Here is a 21,216-nt window from a genome sequence, read left to right as displayed (position 1 = left end):
CGCTCCAGATTAGCCGATGGCGCCGGCGGGCCGGGGGTAGACCAAAGCGGTTGCCACCGCGGAAATCCCTTCGCCCCGCCCGGTAAATCCCAGGCGGTCGCTGGTGGTGGCCGTAACGCTGACCGGGGCATCGGCGGCGTCGCTGAGGACCTGCTGGGATTCCTCGCGCCGGGGCCCAAACTTGGGCCGGTTGGCCACGAACTGGACCGCCACGTTGCCGATTTCGAATCCGGCAGCCCGGACGATCCGCGCCGCTTCGGCCAGGAGGGTGACCCCGGAGGCGCCGGCAAACTCAGGCCGGTCGGTGCCGAAGTGGGTGCCGAGGTCTCCAACTCCGGCGGCCGAAAACAGGGCGTCCGCCGCGGCATGCGCCACGGGGTCCCCGTCCGAGTGCCCCGCGAGGCCCCGCTCGCCGGGCCACAGCAGTCCGCCCAACCACAATGGGCGCGGCGCATCCTCCGCGGCGTAGGCGTGGACGTCCAGCCCGATTCCAGTGCGGGGAATGATCATGTGGAGGTCTGCCATCCCTACCCTTCCACCCACCGTGCGCCCAGGGGGCCTTCCAGCAGCCCTTCGGCCAGGATCAGGTCAAGCGGCGTGGTGATCTTCAACGACTGGGTGGAGCCGCGGACCACGTGGACTGCCGTGCCGGTCATTTCGACCAGCATGGCGTCATCAGTGACGGCTGCTGCCTGCTGGGGGTCAAGGGCCTGGGCAGCCTGATGGGCGCGCTGCAGCGTCCCCAGGCGGAATCCCTGGGGCGTCTGAACTGCGCGCAAATCTTCCCGGGGGGCGGTTCCGGTAACAACCTCCGGCGCCGGAGAACTGCTGCCGCCCGTGGTGGCTGCCACTGTCTTGACCGTGTCCACCACGGCAATCGCCGGAATGACGGCTTCGGCGCCTGCAGCGAGGGCGCCGGCAATCCGGTGGAAAACTGAGTCCGGCGTAAGTGCGCGGGCGGCATCGTGGACCAGAACTGCATCCGTGCCGTCCATGAGGGCACCCAGCCCCGCCCTGACTGAATCTGCGCGGGTGGCACCGCCGTCAACGATCGTCAGGAGGGGACCGCCGTCGGCAAGTTCTTCCCGGAAGTCCTCGCACAACCGGCGCAGTCCGTCATCCCCCGCCGGCAGCGCAATGCACACCTGGCTGCTGATTCCGGACGCGACGACGCCGCGCAGGGCATGCATCAGGATGGGTTCTCCACCCAGCGGCACTGCGGCTTTGGGCATGCCGTAACCAAGCCGTTGCCCCGAACCTGCGGCCACCAGGATCACTGCGGTGACCAGGCGGGTAGGTGTTTCGCTCATGCCGACTAGCCTACGTCGGTGCGGGCCGCCGTGTCTGACACGACCCATGCCGGCTGTGCGCCGGCGCACGTTCCGCGGCGAAAAGAAACCCCGGCTGCACTTTCGTGCGGCCGGGGCTCAATTCTTAGGAAGCCAAAACCTCGTCGAGAACGCTTGCCGCCTTCTCTTCATCGGTCTTTTCAGCCAGCGCCAGTTCTGAGATCAGAATCTGCCGGGCCTTGGCCAGCATTCGCTTCTCGCCTGCGGAAAGGCCCCGGTCGTGATCCCGGCGCCACAGGTCGCGGACGACCTCTGCAACCTTGATGACGTCACCGGAAGCAAGCTTCTCCAGATTTGCCTTGTACCTGCGTGACCAGTTGGTGGGCTCTTCGGTGAACTCGGCGCGGAGCACATCAAACACGTGCTCCAAGCCATCCTTGCCCACTACGTCCCGGACCCCAACAAGGTCAACGTTTTCTGCTGGAACTTCAATGGTCAGATCACCCTGAGCCACCTTGAGCTTGAGATACATTTTCTCTTCGCCCTTGATGGTGCGCATCTTGATTTCTTCAATCTTCGCAGCACCGTGGTGAGGGTAAACTACTGTCTCGCCGACCTCAAATACCATGTGGACATTTCCCCTTTCCCGCAGACCAGTTTATCACGATTCAGGCATATGCCCGGCCGCGGAAAGGGCCCGGAACCGCGAAAATACGCGGAAAATGGGCCAAAGTAACCCCCTTAGACCCCTTGACGGATGCAGATAATAGTGCATCCCCGAAGCGCTGCCAAGGCCGATGTGACAGCGCCGAATCCTTGTTTGGGCGGCTTTCCGGATAGGCTATGCCTGAATATGTTTCAAGACTCTTGAGGAGTACGTGACGTGCGTTTCACTGCGACGAGCCGGGCCCAGCGCGGCAAACTGGCATTGACGGCTGCCGCCCTTGGCATCGGACTGCTGACGTCGGGCTGCGGGTACATCAATTCCCAGCAGACAGGCGAGCAGTACCAGGCGTCGGATGGCATCATCACCGACCTCGGCCCGCTCCAGCTGCGCAACATCCTGATTATCTCCAACGGCGAGGACCAGCCGGGCCGTGTCATCGGCGCCGTCTACAACTCGTCGTCGCAGGACGTGAAGCTTACGGTCAACGGCGCCGAAGGCTCACAGACTGAGGTTCCGGTCAAGGCCAACTCCTACACGCTGCTGAACAACGAGTCCGACGAAGCCATCCTGAGCACCACGGGCGGTATCCCGGGGTCACTGGTGGACGTCAAGATCACCGAAAGCGGCACCAACGTCAGCAACACGGTCAAGGTTCCCGTCCTGGACGCCACCCTGCCGGAGTACAAGGAATACCTGCCGGCCGGCAGCACTCCGTCGCCGACCAGCACTGCCACGCCGTCGCCGACTGCCTCCGAACTCGGAGGCGGCACCGGCCACTAGGCCGCAGAGGCAAGACGACATACAGAAGGGAGGGGCCGGCCGGCCCCTCCCTTCTGTATGTCGTATGACCCGCTGCAGCGGGTGCGCGCCGCTTACGGCTCGAACTTGTAACCGAGCCCGCGCACGGTCACGAGGTAGCGCGGTGCGGAGGGATCCGGTTCGATCTTGCCGCGAAGGCGCTTCACGTGGACATCCAACGTCTTGGTGTCGCCCACGTAGTCGGACCCCCACACGCGGTCGATGAGCTGGCCGCGGGTCAGTACCCGGCCGGAGTTGCGCAGGAGCATTTCGAGAAGCTCGAATTCCTTGAGGGGAAGCAGGACCTGCTCCCCGTCCACGCTCACCACGTGCCGCTCGATGTCCATCCGGACCGGGCCAGCCTGGACAGTGGAGGAGATCAGCTCTTCCGGCTCACCCTGGCGGCGCAGCACTGCCCGGACCCTCGCCACCAGTTCCCTGGAGGAATAGGGCTTGGTGACGTAGTCGTCAGCGCCCAGCTCCAGCCCCACCACCTTGTCGATTTCCGAGTCCTTGGCCGTCAGCATGATCACCGGGACGCTCGAACGCTGGCGGAGCTGGCGGCACACCTCGGTTCCGGAGAGCCCGGGCAGCTGCAGGTCCAGGAGCACCAGGTCGGCGCCGTTGCGGTCGAATTCAGTGATGGCGTCCAGTCCGTTGTCCACCACCTCCACTTCGAAACCCTCTTTACCCAGCAAATAGGACAACGGATCGCTGAACGACTCCTCGTCCTCCACAATCAAGATCCTGCTCAAGCGCTAGCTCCTCGTTCTTTTGCGCCGGCGGCGCGGGGTACTTGGGTGACTGACGGCAGTTCGGTCCCCTGCCGTGCCGGCTCCTGCACAGGGGCGGCGGGCGGAAGGTCGTCGTCGCCGTCCTGCCCTTCCATTTCGGGCAGGCGGAGGGTGAAGGTGGATCCCTGCCCGGGCTGGGACCACACGGTCACCTCGCCGCCGTGGTTGGACGCGACGTGTTTGACGATGCTCAGGCCAAGGCCGGTGCCGCCCGTATGGCGGGAGCGTGCCGAGTCCACCCGGTAGAAGCGTTCGAAGACGCGTTCCTGCTCTTCGGCGGTGAGGCCTTCGCCCTGGTCTGTGACGGAAATGGAGACGAGCCCTTCTTTGGACCGGACTCCGATTCCCACCCGGGTGTTGGCCGGCGAGTACCGGATGGCATTGTCAATCAGGTTGCGCAAGGCCGTGACCAGCAAGTCCTGGTCCCCGAAGACTTTGCCCTCGGTCCGGCCGCCCACCACGATGCTGATGTTCTTGCTTTCCGCGGGCAGCTGGGACCGGTCCACTGCTTCGGCGATGACGGCATTGACGTCTACGGGTCCGCCCTGCTGGGTGACGCTGGCGCCCTGCAGCCGCGAGAGTTCGATGATGTCCTGCACCAGTGCGGCAAGCCGGGCGGACTCCTTGTGCATGCGTTTGGCGAAACGGCGGACGGCAAGTTCGTCGTCCGCGGATGATTCGAGCGCTTCAGCCAGCAGGGAAATGGCCCCAACCGGGGTCTTGAGTTCATGGGAGACGTTGGCCACGAAGTCGTTGCGGATCTCCTCGGTGCGGGTGATCTCCGTGCGGTCGTCCGCGAGCAGGAGGATGTACTCCTCGCCGAGCATCGCTGCCCGGACCTGGACAATGATGGTTCCCTGCCCCAGCGGACCGCGCGGCAGTTCCAGCTGCCTCTCCAGGATGACGCCGTCGCGCCGTACGCCTGCTGTCATGTCCAGCAGTTCCTTGTGGACCACCGTGTGGCCGCGGACCAGTCCGTAGGCGTAGGCGGCGGGGCTGGCACGCACCACGCCGTCCACGGCGTCCACCACCACAAAGGCACGTCCGACGACGGCGAGCACTTCCGCGGCGCCTGGAGGCAGTGCCAGCTCCTCGGCGTCCACGTCCAGCAGCCGGCGCTGTTTCTCGCTGACCCGGTAGGCGAGCACGCCAAAGGTGCCAAGCGCCAGGCCGACGAGGCCTGCGACCAGGCCGATGAGCATAGGATCCACAAATCCACCTTATGCGCTTGCACGGGCCCATCCGGCGCGTCCGTGCGCCTTGCGCCGACGGTTCAACTAACGTTCACCTGCAAGGGCCTAACCGTTTACCGGATACTGGCAGAGTAACCAGTTGGAGTGCCGAACGGCGACACAATTCCTGCTGCCCGGAAGCGGGCCGGCAGGGGTTCCAAGGAAAGGACGCCTACGTGCGTAAGGTTTTTCAGGAAGAGCTCACCGCGGTGGGTGACCAGCTGGTGGAGATTTCCCGCCTGGTCAGCGAAGCGATGGACAAGGCCACCACCTCCTTCGAAGTGGCGGACGTGGACCTCGCCCAGGACGTCATTGCCGCGGACGCGCGGATCGACTTCCTGCAGAACAGCCTGGACGAGCGGGCCATTGACATCCTGGCGCTGCAGGGCCCGGTTGCCAGCGACCTGCGCATGATCGTGGGCTCCCTCCGCATGAGCGCATCACTGGAGCGGATGGGCGACCTTGCCCGGCACATCGCACAGCTCGCCCGTCTCCGCTTCCCGTCGACGGTTATTCCGGCGTCCATGACGGAGACGTTCAAGCGCATGGCCGAGCTGGACCAGGTCATTGCTGACAAGCTGACCGTCCTGCTGGAAACCCGCGACCTTGAGGTGGCAAGGGACATCCTGAAGGCGAACAGCGACATCAACGACCTGCACCTGAGCGTCTTCAAGGCGATCGCCGCCCCGGAGTGGGCAGAGTCGCCCGCCACCACGGTGGATGTGGCCCTGGCCAGCCGTTACTTTGAGCGCTTCGCGGACCACGGCGTTTCCGTCGCCCAGAAGGTCACCTACCTGGTCACGGGCGCTTGGCAACCGAACGGCATCGAACACAGCTAACACGCAGCGAGAATAACGACGGCGGGCCGGTCACCTGGGTGACCGGCCCGCCGTCGTTACTTAATGCCTTACCGCTTGCCCTGGTTGGCGACAGCCAGGATAGCCTGCTCGGCAGCTTCGGGATCGAGGTAGGTTCCGCCCGGCTTGATGGGCTGGAAGTCCTCGTCGAGGTCGTACACGAGCGGGATGCCGGTGGGGATGTTCAGTCCGGCGATGGCTTCGTCGCTGATGCCGTCCAGGTGCTTGACCAGTGCGCGCAGGGAGTTGCCGTGGGCGGTCACCAAGACAGTCTTGCCGGCCTTCAGGTCTTCCTTGATGTCCGACTCCCAGTACGGCAGCAGGCGGACCAATACGTCCTTCAGGCACTCGGTGCGGGGAAGCGCGGCACCGAGTCCGGCGTACCGGGGATCGTGCGCCTGGGAAAATTCGGAGCTGTCATCCAGCGGAGGCGGCGGGGTGTCGTAGGAACGGCGCCACTCCATGAACTGGTCCTCGCCGTATTCAGCCAGGGTCTGCGCCTTGTCCTTGCCCTGCAGCGCGCCGTAGTGTCGCTCATTCAGGCGCCAGTCGCGCTTCACCGGAATCCAGCCGCGGTCAGCCTTGTCCAAAGCGATGTTGGCCGTGTTGATGGCCCTCTTCAGCAGGGAGGTGTAGAGCACATCGGGGAGAACGTTGTTCTCCACCAGGAGCTCGCCGCCGCGCGCTGCTTCCTCGCGGCCCTGGTCGTTCAGGTCAACGTCCACCCAGCCGGTGAACAGGTTCTTGGCGTTCCATTCGCTGTGGCCATGGCGCAGCAGAATCAGCTTGTAAGTCATGATTTTCATCCTAGCCGAGCGCCGTTGCCACCCGCCCAGCGTTACAAGGCGCCGGCGGACGAGCGCCCCGCTGCCGAGGCAACGGTAAGGTGGGGCGGTGGTGCAAAAGGCTGAGCGGGTGCGCGCCCCGCAGATCACGGGCAGGAATCCCGCGGGCAGGCAGGCCAGGCCGGTGGGCAATGTTACCCGCGGCACCACCAATCCCAACCGCATGCGCCGGCTGGACCGCTGGCTGGCAGGCCCGCAGGCCTGGCGCCTGCGGGCAGCGGCGGACCCGCTGGTGGTGGACCTGGGGTATGGCGCCACGCCAGCCACCGCCGTCGAACTCTATGACCGGCTGGCCGCCGTCAGGCCGGACGTCCAGGTCTGCGGCATTGAAATAGAACCTGCGCGCGTGCGCGCGGCCCTGCCCCTTCAGCGGCCAGGCCTGAGCTTTCACGTCGGCGGCTTCGAGCTTCCTGTCCCCGGCCGCCCGGTCCTGGTGCGCGCCTTCAACGTGCTTCGGCAATATGAGGAGGCGGATGTCGCGGGAATCTGGCGGCTGGTCCAGGACCGGCTGGCCGCTGACGGCCTGTTCATTGACGGGACCTGCGACGAAATCGGGCGGCGGGTGACGTGGGTTGCGCTCGACGCCGAACGGCCTCTGTCACTCAGCATTTCCGTCCGGTTCGGCAGCTTCGCCCTGCCGTCAGACGTAGCAGAACGCCTGCCGAAGGCGCTGATCCACCGCAACGTCCCGGGTGAACGCGTCCACACGCTGATGCAGGCGATGGACCGGGCGTGGCTGGAGGCCGCTCCCCTGGCGTCGTTCGGCAACCGGCAGCGCTGGCAGGGCATGTGCCGGGCCTTGCGGGACGCCGGCTGGCCGGTGCAGGACGGCCCTGCCCGGTGGCGGCTTGGCGAATTGACTGTGGACTGGGAAGCGGTGGCCCCGCTTTCCTAGGGGTTACGGAGAACGGAGGGCGCCCGCCGGCGGCGGAGCCGCCCGGCAGGGGTCACCAGGGACCGTAGGGCCCCATATTGCGGCTGCCGCCACGGCCTGCATCCTTGACTGCCGGCCGCACATCCGCGAGGTACACGGACGCGGCCACCACAGCGGCCAGCCCAAATAGGCCCAGGGTGCCAAAGATGCCCCCGCCGCTGCCGAACAGTGAGATGACACCCACCAGAGCGGCGCCGCCAGTCAGCGCCAGCCAAAAGGTCTTGGTCCGCTTGCCGGTTGCCTCGAAAGCATTTGCACGGTGCCGCGCACAGTCTGCCACGGCCCAGAGCTCAAGGCCCAGTGCCACCAGGGCAAGGATAAAGAACACTGCCTGTTCAACAGGCCGAATAATCAGTTCACCGTCCACAACCCAAGCCTAGCCTCCCAGCGTGTCCAGCGCCTGCTCCAGGTCTGCCCAAAGGTCTTCGGCATTCTCGATGCCCACGCTCAGCCGGACCAGGTTCTCCGGAACGCTTGCAGGCTCGGCCGCATGCCGGCGCCGGCGCTCAATGAGGGATTCGACTCCACCAAGGGATGTCGCCGGCAGCCACAGTTCCAGGGCGTGGACCAGCTTGTCCGCGGCTTCGGCACCGTCCAGTCCCCCGGCAGGTGCCACCTGGACACAGACGATGGATCCGAATCCCTTCATCTGCGCTTTGGCCCGGTCGTGCCCGGGGTCGGCGGGAAGCCCCGGGAACCGGGTGGACTCGATCCGGGGATGCCTGCTGAGCCGCTCCGCCAGGACCATCGCGGACTGCTGCGACCGTTCCACCCGGAGCGCGAGGGTCCTGAGGCCCCGCAGCGCCAGCCACGCTTCGAAGGGGCCGGCAATGCCGCCATGGATGGTCCTGTTGTGCAGCAGGGCCGAGCGGATGTCCGGGTTGGATGTCACCAGGGCGCCCAACACGACGTCCGAATGGCCCGACAGGTACTTGGTTACCGAGTGCAGGACGACGTCGGACCCCAGGGCCAGCGGTTGCTGAACCAGCGGCGTGGAGAAGGTGTTGTCCGTTACCACGATGGCGCCGGCGGCATGCGCCGCGTCCGTCAGCGCCTTGATGTCTGCGATGCCGAGCATGGGGTTGGTGGGGCTTTCCAGCCAGAGCATAGACGCAGCGCGGGCGCCGGGACCAGTGGGGGCCAGCGCTGCTTTGACGGCAGCCGTGTCCGCGATATCAACGGTGCGGAGCTCGACGAAACCCTTCTGCGCCAGTTCCGATGCCATCACAAGGGTGCCCGAATAGCTGTGGGTGGGCATGACCAGCGCTCCCCCCGCGGGGATGAGTGACAGTGCGGAGCTGACGGCGGCGAGGCCCGAGGCGTAGAGGAGGCCCGGCAGTTCGGCACCTTCCAGCTGGGCGAGCGCCTCTTCGAAGGGGTCCCAGGTGGGGTTGGAGTAGCGCCCGTAGCCGCGGTCTCCGGTATCCAGCGCCCCCGTGCCGTAATAGGTCGATGAGAGGACCAGGGGTGGGTTGACGGGTTGGTCCCGTTCCCGCGCGGGACGCCCGGCCGCAACCACCACCGTTTCTGCTGACAGGGCAGCGGCATGCTGTTCGGAAAGACTCATGGTCAAAAGCGTACTGTTCCGGCCGGACTGCGCCGGAAAGGGGCGGAGGGGACTGGCGGAAGTGTCCACATGGACTTTCCTCCAATCGCTGAAAATCCGCACCGGTCGGTAGGCTTGAGGGGTGAGCAAACAAGGGCCCGGTCTTTTCATCGCGTTTGAAGGCGGCGATGGTGCCGGCAAGTCGACGCAGGCGGCCCTGCTCGCGGAGGCTCTGGAGTCCCGCGGCCTAACGGTGCTCCGTACCCGGGAGCCGGGCGGAACCGTTATCGGCGAGAAACTGCGTTCCCTGGTCCTGGACCATGGCCACGGCGTGATCGACGCCCACACCGAAGCCCTGATCTTTGCCGCTTCCCGTGCCGCACACGCTACCCAGGTGATCCGTCCGGCGCTGGAACGCGGCGAAACCGTCCTGACCGACCGCTACATCGATTCCTCTGTCGCTTACCAGGGCGCCGGGCGGAACCTTGGGACAGACGGCGTGCTGGCCCTGAATGAATGGGCCACTTCCAACCTCCAACCCCACCTCACCATCCTGCTGGACGTGGATCCTGCAGAGGGGCGCCAACGCCGGACTGCCGGCGACACGGCAGAAGACCGGCTGGAGTCAGAAGCGGACGAATTCCATGGCCGGATCCGGGAAGCGTTCCTCGAGCTGGCGGGCAGCCGGCCTGATTCCTATCTGGTGCTGCCCGCCCGCCTGCCGGTCGGGGATCTGGCGGCGCAAATCCTGGAGCGGGTGGATGCCCTGCTGGCCGCCCGCTCGGTGGCCTCCGCAGGTGCCGCGCCTTCCATGGGCGCCCACAGCGGCGGTAACCCATGACAGTGTGGGATGACCTGCAGGGCCAGCCCGCCGTCGTCGAACAACTGCGCCAGGCATCCCGTGGTGAGGGCCTGACGCATGCCTGGCTGTTCACGGGCCCGCCGGGCTCCGGACGCTCCAACGCCGCGAAGGCCTTTGCGGCGGCGCTTAACTGCGACCAGGAGGACGTGAACCTTCGCGGCTGCGGCACCTGCCCGGCATGCCACACCATCCTCGGCGAAACACACTCGGACGTGACGTTCGTCCGGACCGAGAAGGTCACCATCACCATTGACGAGGCCCGCGAGCTGGTGGCCACCGCCGGAAATCGGCCTTCGTCCGGGCGCTGGCGGATCATCGTGGTGGAGGACGCGGACCGGATGGCGGAACGGACCACCAACGTGCTCCTCAAGGCGATTGAGGAGCCCACTCCCCGGACGGTCTGGATGCTGTGCGCGCCCTCCCCTGCGGACGTGCTGGTCACCATCCGTTCACGATGCCGCAGCGTTGCGCTGCGGCTGCCTCCTGCCGCGGACGTTGCCGCCCTCCTGGTGAAGCGCGACGGCGTGGACCCTGCCCTCGCGGAAAGGGCCGCACGCGCCGCGCAAAGCCATGTGGGCATTGCCCGCCGTCTGGCCAGGGACGCCGCCGCGCGGGAACGCCGCCTTGAAACAGTGCGGTTTCCGCTGGGGCTTCGCGGCGTTACGGCGGCCGTGATGATGGCGGACAAGCTGGTGAAAATCGCCACCGCAGAAGCAACAAGCTCAAACGAGGAACGTGACGCCGCGGAGAAGGCCGCGCTGCTCGCCACACTGGGCGCACCCGAATCCGGCACCCTCCCACCTGCCATGCGAAGCCAGCTGAAACAGCTTGAGGAAGACCAGAAACGCCGGGCAAAGCGGTCCATCACCGACTCGCTGGACCGTACGCTGACGGATCTTCTCTCGTTCTACCGCGATGTGCTGATTATCCAGCTCGGGAATGCTGTGGAGCTGGTGAACGTTGAGTTGAGGAATGAATTGGAGGAGTTCGCCAGCCACTCCACTCCAGAAGCCACTCTTGCCCGGATGGACGCCATCAACAAAGCCCGTGAACGCATCACCACCACCAACGTTGCCCCGCTGTTGACCATTGAGTCCATGGCAGCCAGCCTGATCTAGCCCTCCAAGGAGACCCGATGACTGCCCGCCCCCTGCCCGCACGCCCCCGGTCCGTGGTGATCGGCGTCCGTGCCGCCGGTGCCATGGTTCTCGCCATGGTCCTGGCCTCGTGCAGCCTGCTCAATGGCGGAGACCGGAACCAGGAGACGGCAACCGCGAAGGCCGATCCCTCCATCGTGGCCTCCGCACCCTCCGGGCTGGAGCGTTTCTACTCCCAGGAAGTGGTGTGGGAGCCCTGCGAGGACCAGTTCCAGTGCGCCAAGGTTACCGTCCCCATGGACTATGGGGATCCCGACGGCGAGACCATCCAGATTGCCGCGCTCAAGGCTTCCAGCACGGGCAACAAGACCGGAAGCCTGCTGGTCAACCCCGGGGGTCCGGGGGCATCCGGCTACGACTTCGTCAAGGACGCCGCCGGAACGCACTTTTCGCAGTCCGTCCGGGATGCGTATGACCTGGTGGGCTTCGACCCCCGCGGGGTAAAGCGGTCTGCTCCGGTCACTTGCCTGACCGATGCCGAGCGCGATGCGGCGCGGGCCAAGATCTACGATCTCGAAACGGAGGCCGGCCTGGCAGCTGCCCGCGCCGACAACAAGGCGATTGCGGACCAGTGCGCCGAAAAAACCGGCGAAGTCCTGGCGCACATCGACACCCAGAGCGCCGCCAAGGACCTGGACATCCTTCGCGCCGTGGTCAATGACCCCAAGCTGAACTACCTGGGCTACTCCTACGGCACATTCCTGGGCTCCACGTACGCGTCCCTGTTCCCGGACAACGTGGGCCGCATGGTGCTGGACGGCGCCCTTGACCCCTCGATCAGCAACGAGGAACTGACCAGCGGCCAGGCACGCGCCTTCGAAAAGGCCATCCGGGCTTATGTTGCCAGCTGCCAGGCGCAGGACGGCTGCCCGCTGAGCGGTGACGTGGATTCCGGTGTGGAGCAGATCCGCGACCTGATCGCAGCTGTCCAGCAAACCCCGCGCACCGCCAAGGACGGCCGCCTTGTCAACGCCACGATGTTCGTGAGCGGCCTGATCACCCCGCTGTACAACGACCAGAGCTGGCCGGCCCTGACCCAGGCGCTGGACGCGGCGATGACGGGGGATGTCAGCCTGATGTTGCGCCTCGCGGACCTCGGGGCAGACCGTGCATCCAACGGCTCCTACACGTCCAACTCGACGTTCGCCTTCAACGCGATCAACTGCCTGGACTACCCCATGGAGTCAGACCCGGCCGCCATGCGGGCCGAGCAGCAGCGACTGATGCAGGAGTCGCCCACGCTCGGGTACTTCTTCGCCTACGGCGGCACCAGCTGTGCGGACTGGCCCTACAAGAACGTCCGGACGCCTGCCCCCGTTGAATACACCGGCGAGTCCCCCATCGTGGTCATCGGCACTACGGGTGACCCGGCCACCCCTGTTGAATGGGCGTCATCCCTGCGCAAGCAGTTGGGAAATGCCACGCTGCTGACGTGGGAAGGCGAAGGGCACACGGCCTACGGCCGCTCCAACAGCTGCCTTGAGGATCCGGTGGACAGGTACCTGGTGAGCGGCCAGGTCCCTGCCGACAACACGGTGTGCTGAACGCCTCAGCTGCTGGAGCCCGCCCATTTTGACCCGGGCGCGGGGACTCTATTACAGTTGACTCTTGCATGAGGCGCCCGGTTCCTCCGGAAATCTTGTGCGCGCTTCCTTAGCTCAGTCGGTAGAGCGTTTCACTCGTAATGAAAAGGTCATCAGTTCGATTCTGATAGGAAGCTCGGGATAAACCCCGGACTGCCCCTTGCTTCAAGGGGTTTCCGGGGTTTTTCGCTGGTTAAGACAGAACCCTCGCTTAGGGCCAGGGCACACTTTGGTCTCCCTTCAGGCCACGGCCCCCAGCAAATATCGGGTTAAGGGCGCCCGAAGCGAGGAGCCGGATCACTATGCTCCAACCCCAGTCAGGGAAGGCGACAGCTCGAGGACCGGATCTACTGGACCAGGGTTGAGTCCTATCCATCAGGTCCACTCCTTTACGCGGGGGGAAATAGGGGGCATTGCGGCCTTTCGCCCGTTGTCGCCCCGAGCGTAAAGTTGCACCACCTCGGGGTACCGGACGTACGCCTGTGTCCCGACGTGTATCTGGTATGGGAGGCACAACGTCCTGTGGGACACGAGGACGTCCGCAAGGGCAGCCAGTTGACGTGAGTATTAGGTCGGAAGTCTTGCTGCTGTTCCGTTAACCACTGGCGGTAGTTTCCACGAGGTCGTCGCTTCGGACCAGGCCCGGTACCAAAAGGAAAATTTTGGAGGGCCACCGGCCAAACTCTGTAGAGCGGGCTGGCTCGGATTGGGTTTCTGAAGGGGGGATGGGCTCTGGGTGACAGGCAGACAGACACGCTCGTGATCGGCGCGGGTCAATGCGGCGTCGCGGTGAGCCGGGAGCTCGCGCGGCATGGGCTCGAACATGCCGTCATCGACGGCCGCGCAGCACCGGGAGACGTGTGGCGGGACCGCTGGGACACGCTGAGGCTCTTCACACCAGCGCACGTGTCCTCGCTCCCCGGGATGCCCTTCCCCGCGCCGCGGCGCTATCTCCCGAGAGGCTCAGAGTTCGCCGCCTATCTCGACGAATACGCCGAGAGGTTCAATGTCCCGCTGCATCCGCACACGCATGTTCGTGGCCTCAAACGCGCTGCAGTAGGCGCCGGCTTCAGGGCCGAGACGGATGACGGTGCATGGCTTGCGCAGCGCGTCGTCGTCGCCACCGGCTTTGCCACGCACCCCCGCATTCCGACGATCGGCTGGGATCTGGATCCGTCGATAGCCCAGTTGCACAGCTCCGCCTACCACCGGCCCGCCGATCTCCCCGAGGGGCCGGTCCTCGTCGTCGGTTGCGGCACCTCCGGAGTCCAGCTCGGCATTGAGCTTGCCAACTCCGGCCGGGATGTCACAGTGGCCGGCAAGCCCACCCCGAGGGTCCCGCGCCTCGTGTCCGACCACGCCTTCGGGCTGCTGCTGGCGATCTTCCACCACGTCTTCACCCGGGCCACGCCGATCGGTCGCGGGTCCGTGCGGGACGTCATCCGCGGCGGCGGACCTCTTATCGGGATCAGCCCGGAGGACCTCAGGGCGGCCGGCGCTGAGCGCGGCGCCCGGCTTGCCGGTACCTGGAACGGGCAGCCCGTCCTCGAGGACGGTCGCGTCCTCACGGTCGCCTCGGTGCTGTGGGCCACGGGCTTCCGGCACGACTTCACTTGGATCGAGGGCCTCCCGGTGGACGCCGACGGGCTGCCACGGCACACACGCGGAATGTCGGAGGACTGGGCGGGGCTCAGCTTCATGGGCCTCCCCTTTCAGTTCGGGCTGACCTCCATGACCATCTACGGCGTGGGTCGCGACGCCGCGTACGTGGCTGCCGCGCTTGCCCGCTCCACCGGGGTCAGCACCGCCCGCTGAGGCAGCGCGGGACGGATGGGCAGAATGCCGACGGCGACTCCGAGCAATAGCCCGGCCCGCCCAATCAGGCTGCCCGCCGACGCTCCGGGCACGAGCCCGACCCGCGCGAGACACCACAGGGTGCTCGATGCGCTTCCGGCCCGTCTATCCCCGCCAGTTCCCGGGCCCGCACGCCGCCACGATGTCCTCTTCGTAGTTGGCCGGCGCCGGCACGACGTTCTTGCAGATCGCCCCGCCAAGGAACACCGCGGAGTATTCCGATTCCCTGCCCGGGTCGTGTGCCTCTTCGTAAGGCGCAAGGCTAAGCGACTCGTCAGTGAGTCTCTGACGGACCTCCCGATCACCGTCCATCACTGTCATCTCGACGTGAACGTCGCAGGTCCTTGTTCCGCTGGGGTGAACGTTTACTACCAGATATTCCTCTTCTGCGGATTCGAGGGTGATCGTGTGCCCCGGAAAGAATGGCTCTAATGTCGGGCTTCCAGACTTGAAGACCTCCTGCCTGGTGGGGTCGTCAACGTACAGGTCGAGTTCTATCGACTCCTTGACGGCTCCCCGGCCGTAGCCAGTTCGCATCAGAGTTCCCCTGCTCGGCGCCTCGCACTCACTGACGGGTCGAATATCTGTCACCCTTACCAACTGGCTCCTGTTGCCCTTCAAGGTCACTGTCAGCGTGCGTATCCCTACCGGAACCCCGCTATTCGCCTCCAGCCAGGCAATTTGATCCCCGGGGCTCAATGAGCTCAACCGGTCGATTTCAGCCTGAGCAAGCGGCCTGCTTGCAGGCAGCACCACATCGTCGCTGGACGGTTTCAAGGAGGACCGCACGGTAATCGGATCTCCCGTTTCGATAGCCGCGTCGATGACGCCAGTGACCCGCGGCTGGAGCCAGGCAGTGACACCACCACCCAGCGCTGCCAGCAGAAGAGTCGCAACCCAGGCGAGAGGCTTCTTCCACAGGGGTACCTTCACGCCCTCGGACGGTGGTGATTGGCCCTGCTTCCCGGAGGCGGTCTTGGCTGATTTCGGCTTCTTCTGCTGCCCCATGGCGGACTCCGCTTCAGCAAGTTACCTGAGGACTTTCATGCTAAAAATAGCCCTTCCCGCCGGTCAATGTGTCCAGCTCCCCTACCTGCCAGTAGCATTCTCGACCTTTCTGTCTCAACGCAGACATGGGGGCATGGCCACCACATCGCGTCAGCCCAAGGGCATCCCCGTCGGCGGCCAGTTCGCGGCTACCACCCACTCCGAAGCCGGAGTTACCCTCACCCCGGAGGCGCCAGCCGCTCTGCCCCTTGCTTCAGGGGGTTTCCGGGGTTTTTCGCTGGATAAGGGGTCGAGCCCTATAAGGGCAGGGCACACTTTGGTCTCCCTCCGTATCGGAGTCGGCTTCGAACACGAGGCGGTTCCAGTGCGCCCAAACGCGGCCTGCGGTCCCGCTGGGCACTGACATGCTTGGGAAGCGGCGCGCGTGTTTTCGAGGTTGTGCTGAATGGCAGGGCTGCCCACCATTGAAGAGTGGCAATAAAGGACAAGCGGCAGCTGCTGGCATGTGCCCTGTGCCTGCTGATCCCTCTTGGCGGCATGACGGGGTGCTCCTATGACTACCCCGAACCGGTGCAGACAACAACTGCCCCAGAGTCCGTGCACACCCCAGCAGCAGACCCCCCGCCCGCAACGGCATCCCTCCAGCCATACAACAACACCCAGGTTTTGGAGCAGGAAGCTGAGAACTACGCTGAGCTGGAGCGGCTCCTCAGGACATCACCGGGTCCAGTCCTCCTTTCCGATGTTGGGCCACTGGACGGCCCCGTCAGGGGCTTTGGCAAAACCGAGAAGGTGCCGGCGGCCGGGCAGTACACCGTCACCGCGGCCTGTGTTGGTGCTTCCGGTGCGAAGGTCCTCGTTGGACAGGAGTATCCCGGTGCCATTTTTCGGCCGGTGGAGCTTACCTTGGCTTGCGGCGGGGCCACTTCACAGGTCATTGCACTTCAGCAGGGGTACGTTTTCGCGCATTTGTCCCTGTCCGCCCCGGGCGACACGCCGTGGACGGGGGCGGTTGGCGGGGTGCGTGTGAGCGGGAAGCACTGACCCTCGCTCAGGGATTTCATCATCACCACTCGCGGCCAGGCATCCAGGCCGTGCGCAGCTTCCGCCTGGACCAGCCGGTCGATTTCCCCGGGCCACAGGTGTGCGGGCACCGTGGTGAAGCCCAGACGCTCGTAGTAGGGCGCGTTCCACGGAACGTCCCGAAAAGTGGTCAGCGTCAGCGCCTTGAGTCCCTGCGAAGCTGCCCACAATGCAACCTCGCTAATCAGCGCCCTGCCGATGCCCTGGCGTGCAACGTCGGGGTGCACCGTTACCTGTTCAATGTGTGCATTCGTGCCAAGGATGTCTATGAGGATGTAGGCGACCGGGCGCCCCATCGGATCGGTACTGACCCAGGACCGTCCAGTGGATACGTACCGGCGGAGTTCCTGAGCGCTCGGGGGAGCATCGTCCGCTATCGCTTGCATCCCGATCGAGCGAAAGGCCTCGCCCGCAGCCGTCTCGATGTCCTGCAGGCGTTCAATATCGTCCTGCCCTGCTTTTCTGATCACAATCCCAGTCAAACACGGTCCACCCATTGGGGAGGTTTCCGGCGTTGGCCCCATTCTGCAGCAGCACTGCAGCAGAATTGGAACCCCGCACGTATAGCCTCGCGCCAAATCAGGTACTGATTACTCGGGCGCCGGCGGGTGGCTCTCTTTAGTGTTGTGAGCGGAGCCGGCGATGAGGGCGTGCGTTTGAGACCGCGTACGCCTCCCCCAGCCGTCGCCGGCTCCTCCATCGCTACGCGCAACTGCTGGTCCTGGATGAAACCACGAACAACCAGGACATCACGGGTGTGGATCAGCTGGCCGATGCCCTAAGTGGACACATCCGCGAGGGCAGCAGGCCGAGCACCTAACAGCAGTTGCCACAACGTGCTCCGCCACCGCGGGCAACGGTTGGCTCTATCCCCGGACTGCCCTGGTCTCCCGCCTATGATGGCGGACATGGATGAGCAGGCACTGGCAGATATTGCGAACGCGATTTATGCCGTGCCGCTTGAGGACTTCGTGGCCGCAAGAACAGCTGCGGCAAAGGACGCTGCCGGGAAGGACAAGGAACTGGGCACCGCCGTCAAGGGACTTCCCAAGCCATCAGTGGCTGCCTGGTCGGTGAACATGCTTGCCCTGCACCAGCCGGACGTCCTTGCCGGGCTGGCCGATCTCGGTTCCCGGATGCGGGAGGCGCAGGCGTCGCTGGACGCCCCGGCCCTCCGCGAGCTGGGACGGGAGCGCCGTACCATGCTGGCCGCCGCCGTCGACACTGCCAGGTCCGTTGTCCAGCAGCAGGGCAGGGCCATCAGCGACACCATCGCCGGTGAGGTGGAGGAGACGCTCCGGGCCCTGACAGCGGACGAAGGGGCAGCGGCTGCTGTCCGCAGCGGGCGGCTCCTGAAGACCCTCTCGGCGGATGGGGTCAGCGCTGCCGACCTGGAGGGAGCGGTAGCGCTACCGGGGGCCCTGCCCGCACCTGCCGCTCCCCCCGTCCGGGGACCGGCACCGGTATCAGCGCCGGTCAAGAAGGAGCGTACGACGCCGGAGCGCACCTCCCGGCCCAAGGCAGCCAAGCCCCGGCTTGAGGCAGTCCGGCAGTCTCCCCGGCCCGCATCACCACCTGCGCTGGAAAGAGCGAAAGCCGCCCTCGCCGATGCCCAGGCCGAGGAGGCGAGGACGGGCAGCCTCGTGCAGGAGCTGCAGGAGCAGGTGGAAGAAACCCGCGCCGAAATCGACGCCCTCGTGAAAGAAACCACTGAACTTCGCGACAGGTTGAAGGCTGCGGAGGAGGAGCTGGACCGGTCCCGCAAGAGGCTTGCTGCCACTGCAGCCGAAGCGAAACAAGCCGCGCGGGCAGCTGACAAAGCGGGACGGACAGCCATGCTGGCCCAGGAACGTGTCCTCCGGCTGGACAACAGTGAGGCGTCGCCGTAGGAACCCCATGGCCGGCGAGATGGCAAAGCCAGGTGAAGAATCCGGGTGGCTTAGTAGCTAGCGGCATTTACCGTGCCGGGAGCATACTGAGTCTTGGCTGACTCGGATGATTTCCTTGTGTTGAGGTCCAAGCTGTATGAGGCGGAAGTCGCCATTCACAACGGTGACGACGGTCCACGCCGGGCACTCTGGTCACGCAGGGAACCGGTGAGTGTCCTGGGCGCCTTGCGCAATGCCTTCGGGCAGCACGAGCTCGACGAGCTGTTCGCCGGCTTGGCCGAGCAGTCCTCAAACTGCACGTCGTACGAATTCGAGCGGCTGACTGGCGCCCGCCGGTGGGTTTGCATACGGCCAGTCAACGCCTAACGGCAACACGCGGCGCTGATTCACGGAATTGTCAGACCCCGGTTGCAGACTGGATTTATGGAAAACCACACCGTACAGGAATTTCACGTCACGTACTTCGACGCCGACTGCGGCCGGGCCCGGGCTGAAACTTTCGATACCTTGGCAGAGGCACAGCGGTTCGCGAACAGGCACTGCGCCGGCGAGGACAGCTGGGCCGTGATTGACGAGGTCCCCGTCGAGCAGGTCCGGATCGCCGCCTAATTCGCTCCGCGCGGCTTAAAGCAGGAATCCGCTTAAAAGCAGGAACCCGCGCTGCCCGGGAAAATCGGGCAACGCGGGCCAGCATCGCTGAAGTGCGGCTACAGCATCACTTAGGCGAAGTCGGAAACTGCCGGGTCCGGCCCGATGCGGCCTTCACCGGTCGCCGTCTGGTCCAGCCCGTTGATGGCCTGGACGTCATCCGCGTCCAGGGTCACCTCCAGTGCCGCGAAGTTCTCGTGGATCCGCGATTCGGTGACGGACTTGGGGATCACCACGTTGCCGATAGCAAGGTGCCACGCGATGACAACCTGTGCGGGAGTCGCCTGGTGCTTCGCGGCAATGGCCGCGACGGTTGCATCCTCAAGAAGCTCGCCGCCCTGGCCCAGCGGAGACCATGCCTGGGTCAGGATGCCCTTGGCAGCCCCAAATTCGCGCAGCTGGCGCTGGCTGAAGTAGGGGTGGAGTTCAATCTGGTGGATGGCCGGCACCACGCCGGTCTCGTCAATCAGCCGCTGCAGGCCTTCGACGGTGAAGTTGGAAACGCCAATGGATTTCACGCGTCCGCGCTTCTGGAGCTCGATCAGCGCCTTCCAGGTGTCCACGTACTTGTCCTGCTTGGGCTGCATCCAGTGGATCAGGTACAGGTCCAGCGTCTCCAGGCCCAGACGGTCCATCGACTCTTCGAAGGCAGCCAGCGTGGACTCGAACCCCTGGTCCGAGTTCCATAGCTTGGTGGTGATGAAGATCTGCTCAGGGGACAGGCCGGAGCTGGCGATCGCGCGGCCGACGCCTGCCTCGTTGCCGTAGATCTTTGCCGTATCGATGTGGCGGTAGCCCGCCTCAAACGCCTGGCGGACCACCTTCTCCGCCACGCCGTCCTCAACCTGCCACACGCCGTAGCCAAGCTGGGGGATCGTGTTTCCGTCATTGAAAGTCAAGGAAGGTGAAAAAGTCATTCCTTCATCCTGCCAAACCCTAGACGGCCCACCCTTCCTTTTTGGCCTGACTAAGCCAAACGCGTAACCGGGAATATCCCGTCCGCGGCAGTTAGGAGGCCGCCTCGTGAAGGTGCCGTTCGGCGTCGGCCACCTGCTGGAAAACGGCCTCGGCACGGCGCCGCACCGACGCAGCCCCCACCGGCACAGGCCCCACAGCGAGCCGCAGCATGGCGGCCGCCTCGGCGGTGGTGGCAAGCGAGTTGCCCGCCTTGGACAGGGCCCGGTGCACTCCGGACAAGGCCACAGGGATGTCCAGGCCCTCACTGGGTGAGCGCCGCTGCGCTTCCATGCAGACCGCGCGTACCCGTTCCAAAAGGGCTGCCAGCTCATTGGCGATCCCTACCAGCTCCTCGTACAGCTGGTCGTCCTCCACGCCTTCGAGCACCTGGTGGAAGCGGTCCAGTCCCCGATGGAAGCGGTCATGCGCGCGGCGCCACAACCCCTTCCCCAGTTCCGCATCGTCCGTGCGCCCCTGCCTGGCGGCGCTGAAAAAGCCCAAGCGCAACCTACAGGTACTGTCCGGGACCGTGGTCCGGGTCTTCGCGCTTGCCCGGCTGTGCAGGAGCTCCGGGCCGGGACCCCGCCGGGGAACGCTGGGGCTCGCCGTTCTCGCCGATCACCACGCCCGGGGCGATCATCGTCCCCGGCGGAAGCTGGCGCAGCTGCATTTGCGCCGCAGCGTGTTCCCGGGCTGCGTGCTGCGCCGCAATGGCAGTCTGGATACCGTGGAACAGCCCTTCGAGCCAGCCCACCAGCTGGGCCTGCGCGATGCGGAGCTCGGCGTCGGACGGGGTTGCCTCGTCGGAAAAGGGAAGGCTGATCCGGTCCAGCTCCTCCACGAGCTCCGGAGCCAGGCCATCCTCGAGTTCCTTGATGGACCGCTCGTGGATCTCAGCGAGCCTGCCCCGGGCGGCGTCATCGAGCGGAGCGGACTTAACCTCTTCGAGGAGCTGCCGGATCATGGTGCCGATCCGCATCACCTTAGCCGGTTCGTCCACCAGGTCGTGCAGGTTGCTGCCCTTCTTGGCGCCGTTGGTTTGCCCTGCCTGCGCTGGCACGGGGGCCGGGCTGTCGTCTACGGGGGTGCCTTCTACCGGGAGGTCCTCAGGTGCCTGAGTGTCTTTCGGATCGCTCATGCGTTCATACTCTCATGAGCGATCCGCCCGGGGTCCACTCGATGAACCCACCTGACACGCTTGTACGCTGCGGGC

Annotated in this window: 23 protein-coding genes and 1 tRNA gene; 11 read left to right on the top strand and 13 right to left on the bottom strand. The window is 65.4% G+C overall.

All coding sequences use genetic code 11. The features are described from left to right. Positions 1-9: 9 nt before the first annotated feature. From ispF to AC5RUU_RS07655, 3 genes are all read right to left on the bottom strand, one after another. Positions 10-525: a 2-C-methyl-D-erythritol 2,4-cyclodiphosphate synthase gene (gene ispF, locus AC5RUU_RS07665; RefSeq protein ID WP_493974600.1), complete on the bottom strand. Its 516-nt coding sequence runs from the start codon at positions 523-525 to the stop codon at positions 10-12. A gap of 2 nt (positions 526-527) precedes the next feature. Next, complete coding sequence (gene ispD, locus AC5RUU_RS07660; protein ID WP_493974599.1) at positions 528-1,310, bottom strand: 2-C-methyl-D-erythritol 4-phosphate cytidylyltransferase; 783 nt, start codon at positions 1,308-1,310, stop codon at positions 528-530. A gap of 124 nt (positions 1,311-1,434) precedes the next feature. Next, positions 1,435-1,917 carry a CarD family transcriptional regulator gene (locus AC5RUU_RS07655; RefSeq protein WP_009357288.1) on the bottom strand — a complete coding sequence of 161 codons (483 nt, stop codon included), beginning with the start codon at positions 1,915-1,917 and terminating at the stop codon, positions 1,435-1,437. A gap of 255 nt (positions 1,918-2,172) precedes the next feature. On the opposite strand from AC5RUU_RS07655, the gene AC5RUU_RS07650 reads away from it, so the two are divergent. Then, the gene (locus tag AC5RUU_RS07650) at positions 2,173-2,736 is read left to right on the top strand and encodes a hypothetical protein (RefSeq protein WP_493974598.1); all 564 of its coding nucleotides are present in this window, start codon (positions 2,173-2,175) and stop codon (positions 2,734-2,736) included. A gap of 92 nt (positions 2,737-2,828) precedes the next feature. Here AC5RUU_RS07650 and AC5RUU_RS07645 read toward each other — a convergent pair whose 3' ends face one another. Together AC5RUU_RS07645 and AC5RUU_RS07640 are read right to left on the bottom strand one after the other, a co-directional pair. Then, a complete protein-coding gene (locus AC5RUU_RS07645) occupies positions 2,829-3,509 on the bottom strand; it encodes a response regulator (RefSeq protein WP_079598280.1) in 681 nt (226 codons plus the stop codon). Beyond that, positions 3,506-4,750: a sensor histidine kinase gene (locus AC5RUU_RS07640; protein WP_493974630.1), complete on the bottom strand. Its 1,245-nt coding sequence runs from the start codon at positions 4,748-4,750 to the stop codon at positions 3,506-3,508. The genes AC5RUU_RS07645 and AC5RUU_RS07640 overlap by 4 nt, the downstream gene beginning before the upstream one ends. A gap of 206 nt (positions 4,751-4,956) precedes the next feature. On the opposite strand from AC5RUU_RS07640, the gene phoU reads away from it, so the two are divergent. Continuing rightward, positions 4,957-5,619, top strand: coding sequence for a phosphate signaling complex protein PhoU (gene phoU / locus AC5RUU_RS07635; RefSeq protein ID WP_493974597.1), 663 nt, complete (start codon positions 4,957-4,959; stop codon positions 5,617-5,619). Between the two features lie 68 nt (positions 5,620-5,687). On the opposite strand, the gene AC5RUU_RS07630 is transcribed toward phoU, so the two are convergent. Next, on the bottom strand, positions 5,688-6,434 hold the full coding sequence (locus tag AC5RUU_RS07630; RefSeq protein WP_493974596.1) for a phosphoglyceromutase: 747 nt from the start codon (positions 6,432-6,434) through the stop codon (positions 5,688-5,690). 97 nt (positions 6,435-6,531) lie between these two features. Here AC5RUU_RS07630 and AC5RUU_RS07625 point away from each other — a divergent pair, with 97 nt between their 5' ends. Further along, positions 6,532-7,377: a class I SAM-dependent methyltransferase gene (locus tag AC5RUU_RS07625; protein ID WP_493974595.1), complete on the top strand. Its 846-nt coding sequence runs from the start codon at positions 6,532-6,534 to the stop codon at positions 7,375-7,377. A 52-nt stretch (positions 7,378-7,429) separates the two neighbouring features. Here AC5RUU_RS07625 and AC5RUU_RS07620 read toward each other — a convergent pair whose 3' ends face one another. Both AC5RUU_RS07620 and AC5RUU_RS07615 read right to left on the bottom strand, forming a co-directional pair. Further along, positions 7,430-7,783: a DUF2516 family protein gene (locus AC5RUU_RS07620; protein ID WP_493974594.1), complete on the bottom strand. Its 354-nt coding sequence runs from the start codon at positions 7,781-7,783 to the stop codon at positions 7,430-7,432. Between the two features lie 9 nt (positions 7,784-7,792). Further along, complete coding sequence (locus AC5RUU_RS07615) at positions 7,793-8,983, bottom strand: trans-sulfuration enzyme family protein (protein WP_493974593.1); 1,191 nt, start codon at positions 8,981-8,983, stop codon at positions 7,793-7,795. A 121-nt stretch (positions 8,984-9,104) separates the two neighbouring features. On the opposite strand from AC5RUU_RS07615, the gene tmk reads away from it, so the two are divergent. The 5 genes from tmk (at position 9,105) to AC5RUU_RS07590 (ending at position 14,379) form a co-directional block, all read left to right on the top strand. Next, positions 9,105-9,803, top strand: coding sequence for a dTMP kinase (tmk, locus tag AC5RUU_RS07610; RefSeq protein WP_493974592.1), 699 nt, complete (start codon positions 9,105-9,107; stop codon positions 9,801-9,803). Continuing rightward, positions 9,800-10,942 (top strand): DNA polymerase III subunit delta', encoded by a 1,143-nt coding sequence (locus tag AC5RUU_RS07605; RefSeq protein WP_493974591.1) that lies wholly within the window; start codon positions 9,800-9,802, stop codon positions 10,940-10,942. The genes tmk and AC5RUU_RS07605 overlap by 4 nt, the downstream gene beginning before the upstream one ends. 17 nt (positions 10,943-10,959) lie before the next feature. Beyond that, positions 10,960-12,525 carry an alpha/beta hydrolase gene (locus AC5RUU_RS07600; protein WP_493974590.1) on the top strand — a complete coding sequence of 522 codons (1,566 nt, stop codon included), beginning with the start codon at positions 10,960-10,962 and terminating at the stop codon, positions 12,523-12,525. Positions 12,526-12,628: 103 nt separating this feature from the next. Then, positions 12,629-12,701: transfer RNA gene (locus AC5RUU_RS07595), tRNA-Thr, on the top strand. Positions 12,702-13,323: 622 nt separating this feature from the next. Then, positions 13,324-14,379: a flavin-containing monooxygenase gene (locus AC5RUU_RS07590; RefSeq protein ID WP_493974589.1), complete on the top strand. Its 1,056-nt coding sequence runs from the start codon at positions 13,324-13,326 to the stop codon at positions 14,377-14,379. Between the two features lie 144 nt (positions 14,380-14,523). Here AC5RUU_RS07590 and AC5RUU_RS07585 read toward each other — a convergent pair whose 3' ends face one another. Together AC5RUU_RS07585 and AC5RUU_RS07580 are read right to left on the bottom strand one after the other, a co-directional pair. Further along, positions 14,524-15,426 carry a hypothetical protein gene (locus AC5RUU_RS07585; protein ID WP_493974588.1) on the bottom strand — a complete coding sequence of 301 codons (903 nt, stop codon included), beginning with the start codon at positions 15,424-15,426 and terminating at the stop codon, positions 14,524-14,526. A gap of 944 nt (positions 15,427-16,370) precedes the next feature. Then, the gene (locus AC5RUU_RS07580) at positions 16,371-16,979 is read right to left on the bottom strand and encodes a GNAT family N-acetyltransferase (RefSeq protein WP_493974587.1); all 609 of its coding nucleotides are present in this window, start codon (positions 16,977-16,979) and stop codon (positions 16,371-16,373) included. A 438-nt stretch (positions 16,980-17,417) separates the two neighbouring features. Here AC5RUU_RS07580 and AC5RUU_RS07575 point away from each other — a divergent pair, with 438 nt between their 5' ends. The 3 genes from AC5RUU_RS07575 (at position 17,418) to AC5RUU_RS07565 (ending at position 19,007) form a co-directional block, all read left to right on the top strand. Next, positions 17,418-18,398: a hypothetical protein gene (locus tag AC5RUU_RS07575; RefSeq protein WP_493974586.1), complete on the top strand. Its 981-nt coding sequence runs from the start codon at positions 17,418-17,420 to the stop codon at positions 18,396-18,398. A 93-nt stretch (positions 18,399-18,491) separates the two neighbouring features. Beyond that, a complete protein-coding gene (locus AC5RUU_RS07570; RefSeq protein ID WP_493974585.1) occupies positions 18,492-18,764 on the top strand; it encodes a hypothetical protein in 273 nt (90 codons plus the stop codon). Between the two features lie 57 nt (positions 18,765-18,821). Then, on the top strand, positions 18,822-19,007 hold the full coding sequence (locus tag AC5RUU_RS07565) for a hypothetical protein (protein WP_493974584.1): 186 nt from the start codon (positions 18,822-18,824) through the stop codon (positions 19,005-19,007). A 110-nt stretch (positions 19,008-19,117) separates the two neighbouring features. On the opposite strand, the gene AC5RUU_RS07560 is transcribed toward AC5RUU_RS07565, so the two are convergent. The 3 genes from AC5RUU_RS07560 to AC5RUU_RS07550 form a co-directional block, all read right to left on the bottom strand. Then, the gene (locus AC5RUU_RS07560) at positions 19,118-19,963 is read right to left on the bottom strand and encodes an aldo/keto reductase (RefSeq protein ID WP_493974583.1); all 846 of its coding nucleotides are present in this window, start codon (positions 19,961-19,963) and stop codon (positions 19,118-19,120) included. 91 nt (positions 19,964-20,054) lie between these two features. Further along, on the bottom strand, positions 20,055-20,504 hold the full coding sequence (locus AC5RUU_RS07555) for a hypothetical protein (protein WP_493974582.1): 450 nt from the start codon (positions 20,502-20,504) through the stop codon (positions 20,055-20,057). A gap of 7 nt (positions 20,505-20,511) precedes the next feature. Next, on the bottom strand, positions 20,512-21,141 hold the full coding sequence (locus tag AC5RUU_RS07550) for a bacterial proteasome activator family protein (RefSeq protein ID WP_493974581.1): 630 nt from the start codon (positions 21,139-21,141) through the stop codon (positions 20,512-20,514). Positions 21,142-21,216 lie beyond the last annotated feature (75 nt).

The organism is Arthrobacter sp. K4-10C (assembly GCF_059090085.1).
Note: the sequence above shows the minus strand (reverse complement) of the source record. Positions and strands in the feature narration are given on the sequence as shown.

What these genes read in the sequence shown, in the direction of transcription:
- AC5RUU_RS07630 (WP_493974596.1), bottom strand. Translation starts at nt 6,434, where the DNA reads ATGACTTACAAGCTGATTCTGCTGCGCCATGGCCACAGCGAATGGAAC.
- AC5RUU_RS07575 (WP_493974586.1), top strand. Translation starts at nt 17,418, where the DNA reads ATGGATGAGCAGGCACTGGCAGATATTGCGAACGCGATTTATGCCGTG.
- AC5RUU_RS07655 (WP_009357288.1), bottom strand. Translation starts at nt 1,917, where the DNA reads ATGGTATTTGAGGTCGGCGAGACAGTAGTTTACCCTCACCACGGTGCT.
- AC5RUU_RS07640 (WP_493974630.1), bottom strand. Translation starts at nt 4,750, where the DNA reads ATGCTCATCGGCCTGGTCGCAGGCCTCGTCGGCCTGGCGCTTGGCACC.
- AC5RUU_RS07550 (WP_493974581.1), bottom strand. Translation starts at nt 21,141, where the DNA reads ATGAGCGATCCGAAAGACACTCAGGCACCTGAGGACCTCCCGGTAGAA.
- ispF (WP_493974600.1), bottom strand. Translation starts at nt 525, where the DNA reads ATGGCAGACCTCCACATGATCATTCCCCGCACTGGAATCGGGCTGGAC.
- AC5RUU_RS07560 (WP_493974583.1), bottom strand. Translation starts at nt 19,963, where the DNA reads ATGACTTTTTCACCTTCCTTGACTTTCAATGACGGAAACACGATCCCC.
- AC5RUU_RS07605 (WP_493974591.1), top strand. Translation starts at nt 9,800, where the DNA reads ATGACAGTGTGGGATGACCTGCAGGGCCAGCCCGCCGTCGTCGAACAA.
- ispD (WP_493974599.1), bottom strand. Translation starts at nt 1,310, where the DNA reads ATGAGCGAAACACCTACCCGCCTGGTCACCGCAGTGATCCTGGTGGCC.
- AC5RUU_RS07585 (WP_493974588.1), bottom strand. Translation starts at nt 15,426, where the DNA reads ATGGGGCAGCAGAAGAAGCCGAAATCAGCCAAGACCGCCTCCGGGAAG.
- AC5RUU_RS07600 (WP_493974590.1), top strand. Translation starts at nt 10,960, where the DNA reads ATGACTGCCCGCCCCCTGCCCGCACGCCCCCGGTCCGTGGTGATCGGC.
- AC5RUU_RS07615 (WP_493974593.1), bottom strand. Translation starts at nt 8,983, where the DNA reads ATGAGTCTTTCCGAACAGCATGCCGCTGCCCTGTCAGCAGAAACGGTG.
- AC5RUU_RS07565 (WP_493974584.1), top strand. Translation starts at nt 18,822, where the DNA reads ATGGAAAACCACACCGTACAGGAATTTCACGTCACGTACTTCGACGCC.